We start from the raw sequence: 16,444 nt of genomic DNA, 5'->3' as shown, positions 1-16,444 counted from the left end.
GCTGATAGCGATTGCTCGCCAAGGGGCGGCCGCTACCAGGCGCATCGACTTATTCGACGATGCGTACGGCTTCCTCGCAATGGCACAGCTCTTCGGCCCCGACCATTGACGGGTCTTGCGGAGAGTCGATATACCGGACCTGCACCCAGATTCCATCGCCAATGTTGTCGATGACCTCGGCCACGGCATTGTTCTTCAGGACCAACTGTTGGCCAGCCTTCAGTTCCATAAAATTAATCATGGTTGCACTCCTCAGAAGAACATCGTCAGGTTCTTGGCCAGCAGCACGGTCTGACCGAGACTGATTTCGCGCCGCGCGAGCTTCCACTGGCCATTCACGCGACGCACAACGTCGTTACGCTTGCCGACGAAGTAGTACTCTTCGTATTCGCAGCGGTTCTGGTACATCACGAACCGGCTGCGAACCGAGACTTCGTCCTCACCAGCCGCATTGCGACGCACATCCGTAACCTGGACATTGGTTACGAGGCGGCAAAGACGGGAAAGAGGTTCCTCTGCCCAGTGCACGCCGGTCAGAATCTGCTCAGCCCGTTTGGTGAGAGTCCATTTCCCCTCGTTGAACCAGCTCATGTCTTTTTCGTAGCGGGTCTTTTCACGTTTCTCGTGCTCGCCGAACTTGACGTTGTAGGTCATCGGCATGAAGTACACGAGGTCTTCCGCGAGCGTCTCCAGCCATTCCTTGAAGCGACGCTCATCAAGCAACTCCGCCTCGTCGTAGAGGAACTCTTCCATCTCGCGCTTCAGGTCGTAGTACTTCGCGTCGCGGACGATGGCGGGCACTGCTGCAGGTGCCGCTTCTGCCTGAACTTCGGCAATCTCACTCATGATTTGTCCTTCCAGATTTCTATTGTTTCGACGGGACAGGGCCGCCTTGATGCGCGAAGCATCCAACGTCAACCACGGTGCCTGAGATAGTGGTGGCGTCGTCGGACAAGAGGAAAGCCACTGCGCGCGCCAGGTCTTCGCCCGTGGCGGTGCGCCCCGCGACTGTGCCCGCCACCTTCCTGCTCTTGAACACGTCAACGTCGCCGCCGACACGGCCAACACTCATCCCTGAGACGATTCCGCCGCCACCGGGAATTGCGACATTCACACGGATATGGTCGTGAAAGTGGTCATACGCCATGGCCATCGTCAGCGCGACAATGGCACCCTTGCTGGAAGCGTATGCGGCCATGTTCGGCTTGCCGTATCCAGCCCCAGAACCAATGTTCACAATCGAACCGCCTCCCTGGCTCGCCATCTGCGGTATCACCGCACGGCTGGTCAGGTAGGTTCCGCGGACGTTCACTGCGAAGATGCTGTCGAACAGCATAGGGTCAGTGTCGAGTACCGTTCCCAGTGGACCGATGGCGGCGTTGTTGACAAGCCCATCGATACGTCCAAAGCGCCTCAGAGTTTCCTCCGTCACACGGGCCACGTCCTCGGGATTTGAGACATCGGCTTCGCGAAGAAGAACTCGGTCGGACAGACCGAGATGTGCGATTTCTGCCTCCAGCTCTTCGAAGCCCTGCGCCGTGCTCGAAACCTGCGCTTTGCGCAAGCCGAAAGCCACCACGCTGTGGCCTCGTTGCGCGAGTAGCAGCGTGATTGCCTTGCCCAAGCCGAAGGTTCCGCCTGTTACGATAGTTACTGGCATTTCATTCACCTGTTCAGGCTGCAGCGGCGCGCGGTGCATCGTTCTTGCCGAGCAGGGTTTCCCAATCGGCGCCGTTCATGTAATCGCGCCAACGGCGGTAGAACTGACGCGGATTCTCTTCGCTCACCTGCAGGCTTACGTTGCCTTTAACCGGGTCGTTTGACTGCACTGCGCCCAGGGATTGCTGGTAGTTGTACGGGTAACGCTTCGCAATCACGCCGCGGCTGCCGGCGGTGGCGTAGTTCCAGTTCTCCATGTCATCCTGCTCGGTCATGCCGGCAGGGCCCGAATAGCGCATGTAGTACTTGCGCAGGAAATCCTTCACCTCTTGCGGCGCGCTCTTGTCGACCAGGAAGAAGCGCCACGCCTCGGTGGCCTCCGGCCCGTGCGGATGCCAGACGCAAATCGAGCGAGGCTGCTTGCCATGAAACGACGCGTTCGGGAAAATCGTGCCGACGAAAGGAACCAATCGAGCTTGGTTGCCCAAGCGGCGTTGGCGCTCCTCGTGGCAGTGGCGGAAGTACTCAGCCACAATCGGGTCGTTCTGGAACGTGTTCACGAACGGGGTGTTCTCCGGCATGATTGCGCTATGCACACCGTGACCCGACGGGAAGTTCACCCACACGTGCTTGGCGTGTTCCAGCTCATTGTCGCGACGACCCTTCACACCAGCCTCCGCGCTCGGGCCGATACCGATGAGGTCCACCGAGCGGTGGCTGACGTTGTGGTACGTATCGCCCAGGAAGTTCTCCGCAGCGAACTTCCAGTTGCAGGGAATAATCCACTTGTGGACACCCATCAGCACTTCCGAACCGCCTTCGCTGCCATCACGGCCATCGAGCGCCAGGTCGAGGTGCGTGCGCGCATCACCGAGGTATGTCAGGAAGTCCGGAGCGTCCTTGTCCCAAGTTGCCCAGATGGTGCCCTTGTAGTTGTAGAGCTTGGCCACTTCAATCAGCGACCAGTCTTCCTTCTGCAGGCAACCTTCATACAGATTCTTGAACTGCGGCACGCCGAACAGCTTGCCTTCGGTCGTGTAGCTCCAGCTGTGATAGGGACACGTGAAGAGCTGGGTGTTTCCATGGTCATACTGGCAGACCTTCATGCCGCGGTGACGGCATGAGTTCAAGAAGACGTGAATCTGGTTCTTCTTGTCGCGGGCCAGGATGACGGACTCTGCTCCCATCCGCGAAGTGAAATAGTCTCCCGGATTGGGAATCTGGCTTTCGTGACCAACAAACAGCCATGCGCGCGTAAAGACCTTCTCGAGTTCGTCGTCGAACACCGCTTTTTCCGAGAAGATTTCACGGCTAATCATGCCGTGGTCGGTGTCAATCATTGCGTTGTATTTCATGTGTCCTCGCTCTAAGTACGAATGGTGGTTACGCCTGCAAGTCAGGCAAATCGCTCGCAAAGCACGTCGCCACGGCGAAGACCTGCTTTGGCTGCTGCATCACGTCCTGCCTCCACCATCGGAGGCGGGCCGCACAGATAGACCTGGGTCCGCGGGTCGACTTCAATTTGGGCTATCAGGTCAGTCGCGTAGCCTTCGTGACATCCCTGAACTACGGCGCTCTCGGCAGCGTACTGCACCTGGAGCTGTGGGTTCTCACGCTTAATGGCTTCGATTTCTTCGGTAGCAAACAGGTGTTGGCCCGTTCGAACACCAACAAGAAGTCGTATCGGCGTGGTCGAGTAGGAGCCGTTACCGACAGCGCGAAGCATCGCGAGAAAGGGTGCAAGCCCAGTACCGCCGGCGACAAACAGTCGTGGGCGGTCGTCATTGCGAAGAAAGAAACTTCCACGCGGAGCGCTTACCTCAATCTCTGCCCCAGGAGCGGCTTCACTTGTGAGCCAGTTCGAGAACATGCCGCCCGGCACAATGCGCACGTAGAACACCAGCCGCGTTTGTCCCGACTCATTGGCCATCGAGTACGAGCGCCATTGCGTCTGCCCCGGAAGAAGCATGCGCACGTACTGACCTGGCAAGAAGTGCACCGGCTCGGCCACATCGACCTCGAGTCGAACGGTCTCTTCAGCAATGCGTTCGATTGCGTTCACACGGCCGCGCTGGGTCGGTGCTTCTTCTGCACTCGCTTCACTGGAGTCGTAGGGCAACTCAATCACCGCTGGTTCCAGCACGCGGGACACACAGCACAGCACTGCACCGTCTTCCCGCTCGTCGTCAGGCAAGACGCTCGGGTCGTAGTCGTCCAGTTCGAGGGAACCGGACACGCAGTTCGCCGCGCATGTACCGCACTGCCCATTCGAACAGTCGGTGAGGAGCGTCAATCCGGCGCCTGCTGCAACATCGAGAAGTTTTTCGCCCTTCTTCGCTTGGAGATGGTGTGTAACGCCATCAGCGAACAGAAGAGTTACCGGAATCGTTTCCATGCTTGTGGTCCTGCAAGTGATTCAGTTACTGGGGCTTGATGTTGGCCGCCTTGGCGACAGCGGCCCAACGCTTGATATCTGTGCTGATGCGTTCGGTCAGGGACTGCACATCGGTATTTCCGGGCTCCATACCGAGCGCGACGAACCGGTCGACCGTATCCTTCTCAGCCAGGATTTCTTTCAGACTGATGCGCAGTTTTTCGAGAATGGGCTTCGGGGTTCCTTTCGGTGCCATCAGGGCGGTCCAAATGGGGACATCGAACCCTGGTACGCCCGATTCCGCGACGGTGGGTACGCCCGGCCATGCCGCCGACCGCTTGGCGGTTGTGACGGCGAGAGCACGGATTCTTCCGGACTTAATTTGCGGCAGGATGGCGGCGCTATCCACACACTCGACATCCACCTCGCCCGCCATCAATGCAACCAGTGCTGGGCCCGACCCGCGGTAGTTGACCTGGTTGAACTTGAATCCGGACTTGCTTGCGAGAAGCTCAGACGCCAGTTGGAACGATGAAGAGATTGCGCCGTGATTCAGAGTGTCGTCTGGGCGTGTTTTCGCGAAGGAGACTAGTTCTGGGAAGGTCTTGACCGGCAGCGCAGCGTTCACCGCAACGACAAGAGGGTATGAGCCGAGCAACGCAACGGGCTCGAAGTCCTTGACCGGGTCGTAGGCCAGATTCGCCATCGTGACGGGATTGGTCGTCAAGCCGCCGCTAGACGAAACGAGAAGCGTGTAACCGTCAGCCGGCGCCTTTGCCACGAAATCGGTGCCAATCGCGGAGTTCGCACCCGGCTTGTTTTCCACCACGAATGCCTGCTTCAGGCGCTGCTGAAGCTTCTGGGACAACACTCGCGCAAGGATGTCATTGGTGCCACCAGGAGCAAATCCGACCACGATTTTGACCGGTCGCTCTGGATACCGCTCTGTGCTCTGGGCATAGCTCGGGACAGTCGCAGCGCAGAGAAATGCGCCTAATGCAGCGCCCCAAAGACGAGTGGACATGGACCAATTGGCCAATATGCGGGGGAACATACTTATTTGTCTCCGTGTTGCGGGTTGAGTTATTCTGTCCGTCTAGTGATATTTGAGTCCATTGTACGAACTAGCGAGAGATTGTCAAGGCGGGGAGATCAGTGTGTGGGCGATGACCGGCCACTCACGACGACGCCTTTTTGGGGTGACTCGAACGGCGACCGGACCCAGTCCATGTAGCCGCCGGGGTATCGACAAGTGGCATGGATGCTAGAAGTAAACGCAACTTGTGGGCACCGGTCCGCGTCCGTGCGGGGCGAGGTCAGGGTGCAAACTCCATGTAGAATTCCCAACAACCAGCTCCCGAGAGCCCCACGTTCCGGTAGTGACGAGGGCGCGCGGGTCGCAAACATGAAGGCTTACGAGAGAGCAATGGCAGAGGTTGAGAAAGAGAAGGGCGGCGAAGGTGTTCGCGCAGTAGACCGTGCACTAGACATCCTGCTCGCCTTTGGTGCCGGCGACCGTGAACTCACAGTTGCTGAACTGCTCAAACGTGTCGACTTAAGCCGTCCGACGCTTTACCGGCTGCTCTACACGCTCGAGCAGAATGGTTTTTTGACGGCTAGCGGAGACCCTCAGCGCTTTCGTCTTGGCCCATCCGTCGGCCGCTTGGCCTGGGCATGGACCTCTAGCTTCGACTTGGCGGAAATCGCTCAACCAGTCATGCGCAAATTGTGGGAAGAGACTGGGGAAACGGTGGCACTCTTTGTGCCACATGGCGCGACTCGACTCTGCATCGCTGAGATTCCCAGTCCACAACCGCTTAGTTTCAAGCGGGGTGTTGGCTACAGCGAGAAGATTTTCCGCGGCGCGAGCGGACGCGCTTTGCTTGCCTGGATGGACCCGTCTGCCGAGCAACTGCGCAAATACAGTGATGGGATGAAGCTCGACCTTTCAGAGCTCCGCAGTCAACTCGATGCTGTACGCAAGGATGGCTACGCGGAGAGTCATGATGAGCTTATCGCTGGAGCAGTCGCAATCGCTGCTCCGTTCTTTGACCAGAAGGAAAGCTTGGCAGGGTCAGTTGCCATTTTTGGGCCGAGCGTCCGCCTCGACAACGACCGCATCAAGGAACTCGCCGCAACGCTCCGAGAGCACACCGCAAGTCTATCGGCGCTCCTTGGCAGCACTTCGAGCCACCGCCAAGCCTGACGTTCGCGACCGCCTGCTGAGCACTACTCTCTGCCCATTGCGGTAGTGATGCGCGCATAAGAAGTGAGCATCGCGCTCAGCGTCTGCGCCTCGGGTGAGAGCCGCCGGGATGATTTCGACACCACTGCAACCCAATATGGATGCTTGGGCAGAGTTGTCGGAATCGCGACCACGCGGCGGCTCACCAGTGGGTGTTCAAGAACCGAGCGTGGTACACGCGCTAGTGCGTCCGATTCCAACAGCATCGATAGAAGACTGAAAACGGAATTGCACACGGCGGCGAAACGAGGTCTGCTCTCGCCGCTTTGGTCAAAAAGCTCCCAAGTACTGTCATCGGCTTCGGCACCAGATTGCGAGGTGTCCCCAATGACCACCCAATCGTACTTAACAAGGTCACGAATCGTCGCGCCGCTTGCACACGGGTGACCTGCCCTCCCGACAATCACTGGCTCCGACTGATACAGGCGCTCCACTCTCAGGTCGCTTGCATCGAAATTTCGTGGCAGCCGCATCACTGCCAGTTCAATCCGGTTCTCTCGTAAGGCTCTCAGCAATTCAAGGGAGACGCTTTGCGTTAGGCGAATCATGACGTTCGGCAGAGTCCGCCTGAAATCTTGGAGCACCGCCGGCACCAGCCGTATCGACGGTTCCACCGAAACGCCGAGGGATACGCTGGTCGAGGCGTTCTCGGAAACCTTCTTCAGCCAGTCTTCCGCCCGGTCCGCTTCCTCCAAGATGGACTTTGCAAAGTGCAGGAACGCTTCCCCTTGGGGGCTGAGAAGCACTCCCTTGGCACTCCGGTCAATGAATGTGATTCCGTATTCTTCCTCAAGTGCCGAGATGTTCTTGGTCAGTCCCCCTTGAGAAACATTGAGTGCCCGTGCAGCAGCACGAAATCCGCCGTGAGCTACTACTGCGACCAGTGCTCGGAGCTGTTGAATTGTCATGACTTTAGGACCCTATGCGACGACCTATCTCCTAGCAAGGTTCGTGCTCGAGATATGGCTCGCTTCTTGTGCACCCCCGTTGTTGCAACAAGGGGGGTTGTCTCCTTGTGATTCCAATCCGGAATCGCGATGTACCTCAAACGATGGCAGATATGCGGCATTGGCACCAACATTGTTGCAACTGGCACCGACCTCCATGGATGCGTCCATGGACACCGCCATTGCGTGCAACAACAGGTTGCAGACGTGCCACCGACAAACTCGACGCCATCCTTTACCATATGCCTGATTTCCCGGAACACATTCAAAAACTGCAACCATATGTACCAGGACTCGCCATCAACGCGCTAGCGAGTGAATTGGGCATCAGTCCTGACGATATTGTCAAGGTCGCTTCCAATGAGAACCCACTGGGTCCTAGCGTGCTGGCCAAGATGGCTCTCGCTGAGACGCCACCGGAAATCGCGCTCTACCCGGACAACGACTCTGTGGAACTCACTGCCGCGATTGCAACTTTCCACAACGTGCCACCTGAGTGGATTGTAGTAGGCAGCGGTTCTGAAGCAGTGCTGAGCATGGCCGCGGTGTCGCTTCTCACGCACGGCCGCCAGACCGTGTACTCGCAGTACTCCTTTCAGGCATTCGCAAGCGCGGCACAGCGTGTCGGTGCGACTGCCGTTGTCGTGCCGTCGCCAGACTTCCGCGTCGACCTGGACGGTCTGCTAGGCAAGATTAATGAACATACTGCCCTCGTCTATATCGCCAACCCTGGGAATCCCACGGGCACGTATATCGAAAACGAGAAAATTGAAGGCTTTCTGAAGCACGTTCCGAAGAACGTAGTGGTCCTGCTTGATGAGGCTTACTACGAATACCTGCCTGAACACGAGCGCTCGCGTTCAGTGGAGTGGGTGCGAGACTATCCCAATCTCCTTCTCACCCGCACGTTCTCCAAAGCCTATGGGCTGGCAGGTCTTCGCGTTGGCTACGGCATCGCACAACCGAAGGTGGCGGACATGCTCAGGCGGGTACGAGCGCCGTTTTCTGTGACCTGCATGGCTCAGATTGCTGCGGTGGCAGCGCTCAACGACACCGAGTTCCTTGGCAAGACGGCCGGATGCAACGCCACAGGGCTCACGTACCTGTATGAATCGTTGGACAAGCTGGGCCTCGAGTACATCCGGTCTCACGCGAACTTCGTACTCGTGAAGGTGGGGGATGGAGTCAAGATGAGCCAGCGTCTCAATCGCCGCGGTGTCATCGTACGCCCCCTGAAGTCCTATGGCTTGACTGAATGGCTTCGCATCTCAGTCGGCTCATCCTCTGAGAATGAGCAGGTGATTGCAGCCTTAGGGAAAGAGCTGGCGTAGTTGATGCGCGTTTCCCCGGAAGGAACAAGACCAGGTACCGGCACCGCTATGCGCTAATCGTGCAGAGGCTGGAGTGCGAATCAACCGGTCCATGCAACACTTTTCACTGCTCGCGCAGCTCCTAGTATGTTGCATCGAACGGTTGATTCCACAGCCGAACTCAGCCGTCGGGCCGATTCATGAACTGTACCCACCCCGCCTCGGCTCTCCCGTCCCGCAATTCGGCGATGAACAATGCCGCCCCCATAAGGGGCGGCTGACTGCAGTTGGAGTCCGGTGGACGACTACCAAGTTACGCGCATGGCGTCCCCACTGGACACGCGCATCACCCGATCGCCAGCGGAAGACGGTCGATCCGCGTCTTGTGTGAGGGCCACAAGTCGCCCCATGTCGGCTCGGACAGGAGCCTGCGGGCGTGCGCCGTCAAGGAAACTAGCGCCGGGTTGGTGCGTCCCGCAGGCGCAGCCGAGGACACGGCCCGGCACGCGTTGACGGCGCACGGCTGCGGGCAACAGTCGCGGACGAGGTGATGAGCGAAAGAAAACGGCTGGACAGCCAACCCCGGCCGCAGTTGGCGCAGGGCCCACGCAAGCGAAGCGCAAGCCTGGATCAGGCATCCGGGCCGAAGGCGCCATCGGTGACGCCGGCCGCAGCCATCAGCGGCCGCAAGGCGGCGTCTAGATCAGCCACCAGTGCCGCGGCGTTCAGCATGGCAAGTGGCACCGCTGCGCACATCGGGCGAGAGCGTGGCTGAGGGTCCTGAAAGGTAGGAGAAAGGTCGCGATTCATATGGAAATTGGGCAAAAAAAAGGCGCCCCCGAAAGAGCGCCATGCGGTTGAACGGGATCGAGCCTAAAGCAGGCTGGGTGCTGTCGGCTGTTTCGTGTGGCACTCAACAACCAGACGCGCGGACGAGGACTTGAGTGACTTGGCCGGTCTCGCGTGCATCGGCGGAAACACTGCTGCAGCCGCTCGCAGGGCAATGAAAAACACAAGAAGAAGGATCGGGAATTTCATGAGAAGAAGGAGAGGACAGCGCAGCCCCGATGGGGCATGCCCCATCGGGTTAAACAATCGCTTAGGCCGCAAGGGCCGCCACGTCGATGACTGCATCGGCCTCGTCGACCGAGTTGGGGGTGTGCGAGATAAAGAACTCACGCTCATACCCACCCTGGCGAAGCACTTCGCGCTTCATCTGCATAAAGGCGCGCTTACGATCCGGGTCCAACGGCCCGTCTGCCTCGTCGGTAAAAAGGGTCTGGAAGGCCTGCCCCGTGTCTCGCGCTCGGTAGAGCGCGATGCCGCGGGTCAGGCACTCGTTGATCCAGATCTTTTGACCGCCAGACATGACCGTGAAGCTCTTCGATTCGCCGCTATCGCCATCCTGCACAGCGATCTCGAACCCCTCGCGCTTCTCGCCATTGGCTAGCGCTGTCTGTGTCTGGATCGCGATGGTGAATCGCGGTCCGTAACAAGCCAGCAACAGGTCATTCACGGTCCGTGTCAGCTCGGGACCCGCGTCATCGATGGATAGCGCGATGACGCCATCATTGCCGAGGGCTTTCGCCAACAGCTTCCATACGGAAATGCGATCGGACAGCGCTTGCGCCCTGCCCTGCGCCGCCGGCAGACCTGCCAACTCCGCCTCAAGCCGCTCCACTTCCGCCGCCAGCGTACTTTGCTGGCGGATGAGCGCCTCGATACGGGCGTCCAGGGCCGCAACAGTCTCCCGGCTGGCAGTCACCTGGCGATCCAACTGGGCCATCTTGCCGGTCACGTCTTCCGTGGCCAGCGTCGCCAACTCCCGCTGCACGGCAGTGGACTGCGATTCCGCGTCGGCCAGATCCCGGGCATGCCGGGTCTGGCGCGCCGCTTCCTCTTCAGCCAGCGTCGCAGACTCACGTGTGGCCTGGGCCGAGCCCTCCCGGGCGGCCTCCAGCAATGGCAGTTTGGCGGCCAGCGCCGTCAGGCGCTGCAGCTCTCGCTCCTGTTGCACCAGGCCGGCCTGCAGCGTGGTGTGGGCAGCACGGGCGCTAGCCAGGGTGGCCAACGCAAGATCCATTGGCTTCTTAACCTCCAGCTTGGTGCGGTAGCTGCCCCGAAGGTCAGTGACCAGCACCACCTGACGGTCCAGCTTCGCTTTCGCGTCGCGGGCCTGGCCCAGCAATGGGCAAGCTGCATGCATGGGATGGTCCGCACACGGTACGGTCTCAATGACATCAGCTTGCCCCTTGAGGCCCTTCGCCAGCTGCGCCTCGGTGGCGCCGCGGGCTTCCAGGCCAGCCAACTCAGTGGTAAGGGATGCATGCGCCAGTCGCACGGCTTCCAGCTCCGTGACCGACTTGTGCAGTTTCGCGAGTTCGGCCTGACTGCGGCCGATCTCCATCTGCACGGCATCGCGCTGCGCTACCGCCGCAGTGATCGCATCGCCATCGGCAAGCGTCGCCTTGCGGGCGCCGAGTTGGCTCTCCAGCTCGCGCCGGCGCAGGGCTGCGCGACTGCCGGCAGCCTTGTCATCGGCCACCAGCTGGCGGCTACGCGACGTCAGTTCGCTTTGGCGCTGAGTCAACTCCCGCAGGCGGGCTTCCACAGCGGCGCCGGCGGACTGCTTGGCCGCCAGCGTGGCCCGCTCCTGCAGCAACTTGGCGCCGTTGGCAGTCTCGCTCTCCCGCGCTTCCCGCTCAGCACCCAGCCGTTCGCTGATCTGCCGAATCTCGCCGGCCAGCACGGAACCGCGATCGCGCTTGCCCATGAGGGCAACCACATCGCCATGCAGCGCATCGAGATTGCGGCCGAGCAGCTTGGCCACCTCGCCGGCTTTCGCCGACAGCTCCCGAAGGTGCTCGATGCCCAGCAACTCGGCCAGCAGCTTCTTGATCTCGCCAGTCTGGTAGCTGGCCAGCGGACGCCGGTTCTGCGCAGAAAACACGCTCGTGAAGAACGCTTCGGGCGAACCCATGACCCCTTCCAGACAACGGTTGTAGGTATCGGCCTTCCCATCGGAGACAGTCCCGTCCGGCAAGCGGAGCGGCACATCGTTGCCTGCAGCGTCGCGCTCGAACAGGTAGTACTCAGCCTTGCGCGTCTTGCCGGAATTGCGGAAAGAGAATGCAGACCGGTAAGTCTTGCCTCCGTGTTCCCAGACCAGTTCCTTCTCAGCGCGCGGGGCGCAGAGATGGTCCCAGTAGGAAAACGCATCCGCAGACATCTTGGCGGCATGGCTAGGCATGATCGGGTACGGATGGAGGTTGTCCATCAGCGTCGTCTTGCCGGCCCCGTTCGGGCCCACCAACGCGATCAAGCCGGTTGGCAAGTCACTGAGGTCCAGGGTAACGCTTTCGCGGCGCATGCCGTCACGCACCCCATGGAATCCCGAGAGGGTCAACTTCAGCGGGCGCATGACAGCTCCTCATCGGTCTGCATGTAGGACATGTAGTTGCCAGGCAATTCCAGCAACCCGGACTCATCCACGGGCATTTCCGGAAACAGAACGGACAGCGGGGGCGTTTCCGCTTCCGGCAGCCCCTGCAATGCACGCTCAACCGAACGTACCGCAGCGGCGTACTGCTTGCCGGCCAGGTTGGCTACTTCCGGCCACGTGCGGCAGCCGGTCAGGATCTTCAGCTCGCGCTCGCTCCACTGGCTTGTCAGCCCGTTGGACAGGGACCAGAGCAGCTGCTGCAGCGCCAGTGACGGTGCCACAGAGAACCAGCCGTGGCCACCCTCAGTATGCAATGCCATGAGCAGGATGTGGTCCCGCTGCGCAATCACGGCACCCCGTCCCGCGCCGAAAGGCTGGAACAGCGTGCTGCGTGTGAAGCCGTGGCCGTTTGTGACACGCGCGGCCATTTCCGACGCGGCCATGGCTGCGTCAAACGTATGGGTCCATTCCGGGCCGGCAGGATAGAGAATCATGATGCACTCCAAATGGGACGGAGTGCGCCCCGGACGGGAAGCACCCGTCAGGGTCAAGGGAAGAAGATGGATACAGCGGGTCGATGCGTCAAAGACGCGGGGAAAACCTGGTTTCGATAACCCCCATGGGGCTATCGGAACATGGCTCGCATGCTCAAGAGTTAGGCCGTCTCGCCAGCAAACAGATCATCGGTTAGCCAATCCAGCGCTGGCGCGGTAGCAGGCGTAGGTGCTGGCGCTAGCGCGGCGGGAGGAGGCAATGCGCTCACCACAGGCACAACAGCGTCAACCAGTTCGGCAAGCTCGAGATCGACAATGGCCTGTGCGTCCAGGCTCTCCAGCACAGGCAGATACTCCACCAGACGGAAGGTATCGACCGCGGCGAGCTCGCCCCAGCGTTCCACCTTCTCGGCCAGCGTCGCGGCCCGGCTGATGCCCTCGGCACGGCTTCGCACCGCCGGCAAGACCCGGCCTTCCAGCTTCAGCTCGGCGGCTGCACCAAACAGCGCGCAGATTGCGTCACGATCCACCAGTTGGCGGTGCTCTTCATCGATCGTCCATCGGATGCGGAAGAACTTGTCGTTGGCAGTTGCAGCCGCCAAGGCAAGCTGATCCATATCGGGGGGACCGTTGAAGTCGATGCAGACGGTTTCCCGAGCTGGCGTCACGACCGGCGTGGCCACCGCGTTGCCTGGTGCCACCGACCATTGGAGGTAGGACTTCTCGCCTTCCTCTCCGTAGTGAAAGCGTCCGATCGATCCCGGATACGCGACGACTCGCCCGTCCCGCTCCCATTGCTGGCAGCGGTGGATGTGGCCAAGCATGAAGGCATCGCACTGCGCAGCGAACAGCGCCCCGATCGTGAACTCGTGATCGAAGCCCGCCATTGGCACGCCGTGCTCAGTGAGACAGCCATTCACCGTGCCATGGGAAACACCGACAGTCCGGACGCTGAAGCCCCGCAGCTGTTGATTTACGGCGCCGGCGGCGACCAGGAACGTAGACAGGTGGTCCCCAAGCGCCGTAGCGGCCGCGGCCACACCGGCCACTGACGCCAGCACGGCTTTGTTGACCGTCGGCACGCAGGTAAAGACCACATCCGGCAGTCCGCCGGCCACCAGCCGGTCCAGTTCGGGCCGGGTGAACAGTGGCCCCTCGGACGGAATGAAGACGCCCGCTCGCAGCGCGACCTGGTGGATGCGATCCGCGACGTAGACCGGATACCGCGCCCCGATTAGGCGAAACAGGTCTAGTGTACCGGCTGGCTCATGGCTGAACGTGCCCTGCAACATCAGGAGTGGCATGTTCGCCGAGAGTTGGTGAATGCGGCGGGCTAACGCACCCAGTGCGGGCGTGTGCGCGTCCAGGCGGTGGTCGGTCGAATCTCCCGACACCACCCCCACGCCACACTCCGCTGCGATGGCGTCCTCCACGGCAAAGCCAAAACAACGTTCCGCCTCGGCTAAGTGCCCGGGCGAGTAGTGCAGATCAGAGAAATGCGCCATGCGCAGGCGCGCGCCTTCGTGTTGCATGAGAGACCTCCAGGAATGGGAAGTGGCGCCGCGCGGGCACCAAATAGAAAATGGCCACCCCAACGGGGTGACCATGAAAGGGCAGCAACATCAATCAGGCGGCGGCACGCGCCTCACTGGCTGCGGCATGCACACGTGCCCGGAACGATGCCGGATCGGCCAGAGAAGCCCGCATCACTTCGATCAAGCTGCTCAGATCGTTGGCACGCTTGAACCAACCCTTGCCATAGTGAATGTGCGCGTAGACCCTGAGGTCTTGCCGATCCTCACCACTCGCAAGACCCAAGCGCGCAATCAAATCCTCCAACTGATGCGCCTTGTCTTCGGGATCCCCTTCGACAGGGCCAGGGCCGGAAGAAGGTGCTTGCGGCGAGTTGGAATCACCTGCAGTATCGACAGCCTCTGAAGCCGCCGCGGGCGACGCCTCCAATGCACCGACAACCTGCCTAGCCGTCTCAATGGCGTGGGGCACCTGATCTCCGCCGTCCAGCAGGGCACCGAGGTCGATTTCGGCATCTAGCATGGTGAGCATCTGGTTTTGTCGAACAGGGCGGCCGTTCTCATCGATACGACTGATCTCGGCCTCCAGCTTGCTCAGCCAGAAGTGCACACCCACCAGCCGCCCACCTCGCGCGAGCGAGACGGTCTGCATGGCAGCATAGGCCTTCTGGAGAACATAAATGGAGTTGGTCGGCAGCTCAATCAAACCAAGCCCTTTGATACCGACGATGCTGAAGAACAGCGATGCGGACATGTTGCATGTCCGAGCCTGGTACTGCGGGCATTGCGCGGGGTCGCAGATGCCATCCGGGATATCGTCGTCCTGACGCAGGATGATCGTCCTGCCACCAAAATTGCGCTTGACGCGGCTGGCGCGGGGGTCTTTCTCCGGTGGCGCATAGGTCTTGCAGTAGCGCCGTCCGTCAGGTCCGTATTCGGAGAAGAACTGGCGACCGCTGGCTCCCCACGCGGCGAGCTGGTTGGGCATATTGCTCAGCCAGTCGTCGAAGGCGAATAGCACAGGGAAGCGCCAGAGTTTCAGGCCATCCCCGCGATCCTCGCCGTGCCGCGCCAGGATCTCGTCGGCAATGGCCGGATTGGTGAAGTCGGAACGCCGGCACGTGAACCAGCCGACATTCTTGGGGGCCATTGAATTCCGGATGCCCGTCGCGCGCTCTATTTCTTTCTCGATCGTCTCGAAGGATTTGCCCTGGGCGAGCAGCGAATCGTGGAGCTTGACCGCGCGTTCACTCTCGCGGGCCTTCTTCGTCAGGACTTTGATGCCTGGGCGAATCTTGCCGATGATGGGCGGCCGCGCGGGCCGCTCCTCGATCAGGCTTCGGACTGCCCCGAACTCGCTGTAGGTGATGGGTGCATGCATGGATTGGTACTCCTTCGCTCAAGGTGCTGAACGACGGCGGCGCGGATCGACGCAGCATGCTCCCGAAGGCGCAGGGCTATGTCGGCCCCGCGCTGGGTCGTTACGTTGGAAAGGAACGCCGCGCGAGCGGGTTCGGGAAGTCCGGCGACAAATGCCGCCTCACAAAGGGTGCGCCATGCTTGCGGCTAGTCCGTGTACTGGGACCGCCGGCGAGCCAGCGTTGCCGCGATTGCGGCAGGAATCTTGAAATCAACTTCGGAATTGATCGTCATCATGGGCTCCCGTTCGAAGGTGTCTCACAAACAAAAAAAGCTCGCTCCGACATGCGGAAGCGAGCTTGCTTGCGAGAAACCTGCAGCCACGCCCCTTCCGGGAGCGTGGCTTACAGGGAGCAGACGCGCGGATGCGCGCAGCTCGATGCGAGGACGTGAAGCCGTCCTCGTGCAGCAGGGTCACGCTGCACAAATACCCATTTCGGACATAGTCCACCGCAGGTTCACGGATCAGCCTACGACGGCCGTTCTGCCTAGGAGGGGCCTGGAGAGAGACGCCACATGGTCCCAGGCTCGAACGGTGCCCGCTGTGCACACTGAAGTGGCACGCTGCGAGGCGCGTTTTACAAGCTGACATGGGAAGTGCTCGGCGAAAACACGATTCAGAAAGAGATTCCACACCAGTAGCCAACTGGTCGGAGCATGCGCAAGGCACGACTTGGTACGAAGAGATGGACTCGCTAGGGAGTCGGAGGTCGATGCGTCGGTGACGCGAGGTGTAATTGAATTCTGTCACAACTATCGCAAATGCGAAAAGTGGAAAGCTCGCGAATATCACATCGCTTTCTCCGAACACTGCGAATCCCGCGGCCCGACAATGGCAGGCGAGAGAGATACGCCGAGACATGAATATGGAAGCCGAACCGGAAGACATCGCCACCGATGCCACCATCAGAATAACGCAGGCCGCAGGCCAGCAACCCGATTCTGGGTTGAAGCCGATCAAGCGATTGATCAGCGAGGATCGCCTGTCCCGCATTGTGCCGGAGACCCAGACAACCATGCAG

General features: G+C 60.4%; 13 protein-coding genes and 1 pseudogene. 2 read left to right on the top strand and 12 right to left on the bottom strand.

Annotated features, from left to right (window positions below):
- Window positions 1-49 precede the first annotated feature (49 nt).
- Genes AC1RQC_RS27960 through AC1RQC_RS27935 form a run of 6 tightly spaced genes read right to left on the bottom strand, consistent with a single transcriptional unit; the run spans window position 50 to window position 5,057 of the window.
- Window positions 50-241, bottom strand: a complete 192-nt coding sequence (locus AC1RQC_RS27960) for a hypothetical protein (RefSeq protein WP_458766313.1) — start codon at window positions 239-241, stop codon at window positions 50-52.
- Window positions 242-252: 11 nt separating this feature from the next.
- The gene (locus AC1RQC_RS27955) at window positions 253-846 is read right to left on the bottom strand and encodes a 3-phenylpropionate/cinnamic acid dioxygenase subunit beta (RefSeq protein ID WP_458766314.1); all 594 of its coding nucleotides are present in this window, start codon (window positions 844-846) and stop codon (window positions 253-255) included.
- Between the two features lie 19 nt (window positions 847-865).
- Window positions 866-1,660, bottom strand: a complete 795-nt coding sequence (locus tag AC1RQC_RS27950; RefSeq protein WP_492809352.1) for an SDR family NAD(P)-dependent oxidoreductase — start codon at window positions 1,658-1,660, stop codon at window positions 866-868.
- A 13-nt stretch (window positions 1,661-1,673) separates the two neighbouring features.
- Complete coding sequence (locus AC1RQC_RS27945) at window positions 1,674-2,999, bottom strand: aromatic ring-hydroxylating oxygenase subunit alpha (RefSeq protein WP_492885210.1); 1,326 nt, start codon at window positions 2,997-2,999, stop codon at window positions 1,674-1,676.
- Window positions 3,000-3,055: 56 nt separating this feature from the next.
- Window positions 3,056-4,054: a 2Fe-2S iron-sulfur cluster-binding protein gene (locus AC1RQC_RS27940; protein WP_492809350.1), complete on the bottom strand. Its 999-nt coding sequence runs from the start codon at window positions 4,052-4,054 to the stop codon at window positions 3,056-3,058.
- A gap of 25 nt (window positions 4,055-4,079) precedes the next feature.
- Window positions 4,080-5,057 (bottom strand): Bug family tripartite tricarboxylate transporter substrate binding protein, encoded by a 978-nt coding sequence (locus AC1RQC_RS27935; RefSeq protein ID WP_492809349.1) that lies wholly within the window; start codon window positions 5,055-5,057, stop codon window positions 4,080-4,082.
- A 402-nt stretch (window positions 5,058-5,459) separates the two neighbouring features.
- Here AC1RQC_RS27935 and AC1RQC_RS27930 point away from each other — a divergent pair, with 402 nt between their 5' ends.
- Entirely contained in the window at window positions 5,460-6,239 is a 780-nt protein-coding gene (locus AC1RQC_RS27930) for an IclR family transcriptional regulator (RefSeq protein WP_492809348.1), read from the top strand.
- 23 nt (window positions 6,240-6,262) lie between these two features.
- Here the strand turns inward: AC1RQC_RS27930 and AC1RQC_RS27925 are convergent, their stop codons facing one another.
- Entirely contained in the window at window positions 6,263-7,186 is a 924-nt protein-coding gene (locus tag AC1RQC_RS27925) for a LysR family transcriptional regulator (RefSeq protein ID WP_458766323.1), read from the bottom strand.
- 221 nt (window positions 7,187-7,407) lie between these two features.
- Here AC1RQC_RS27925 and hisC point away from each other — a divergent pair, with 221 nt between their 5' ends.
- On the top strand, window positions 7,408-8,556 hold the full coding sequence (gene hisC, locus AC1RQC_RS27920; protein WP_492885208.1) for a histidinol-phosphate transaminase: 1,149 nt from the start codon (window positions 7,408-7,410) through the stop codon (window positions 8,554-8,556).
- Between the two features lie 1,078 nt (window positions 8,557-9,634).
- Here hisC and AC1RQC_RS27915 read toward each other — a convergent pair.
- The 5 genes and pseudogenes from AC1RQC_RS27915 to AC1RQC_RS27895 form a co-directional block, all read right to left on the bottom strand.
- Window positions 9,635-11,956, bottom strand: coding sequence for an AAA family ATPase (locus tag AC1RQC_RS27915; RefSeq protein ID WP_492809347.1), 2,322 nt, complete (start codon window positions 11,954-11,956; stop codon window positions 9,635-9,637).
- A complete protein-coding gene (locus AC1RQC_RS27910; protein ID WP_492809346.1) occupies window positions 11,944-12,471 on the bottom strand; it encodes a hypothetical protein in 528 nt (175 codons plus the stop codon). Before AC1RQC_RS27910 ends, AC1RQC_RS27915 begins: the two co-directional genes overlap by 13 nt.
- Window positions 12,472-12,632: 161 nt before the next feature.
- Window positions 12,633-14,003, bottom strand: a complete 1,371-nt coding sequence (locus AC1RQC_RS27905) for a metallophosphoesterase family protein (protein ID WP_492885206.1) — start codon at window positions 14,001-14,003, stop codon at window positions 12,633-12,635.
- A gap of 94 nt (window positions 14,004-14,097) precedes the next feature.
- Window positions 14,098-15,384, bottom strand: coding sequence for a recombination directionality factor (locus AC1RQC_RS27900; RefSeq protein WP_492885204.1), 1,287 nt, complete (start codon window positions 15,382-15,384; stop codon window positions 14,098-14,100).
- A pseudogene (locus AC1RQC_RS27895) lies at window positions 15,336-15,554 on the bottom strand (DUF7696 family protein); the annotation flags it as partial. The pseudogene AC1RQC_RS27895 and the gene AC1RQC_RS27900, both read right to left, overlap by 49 nt.
- Window positions 15,555-16,444 lie beyond the last annotated feature (890 nt).

The organism is Cupriavidus sp. GW822-FHT03E04, from assembly GCF_058801495.1.
This window is presented reverse-complemented; position numbering and strand designations above follow the sequence as displayed.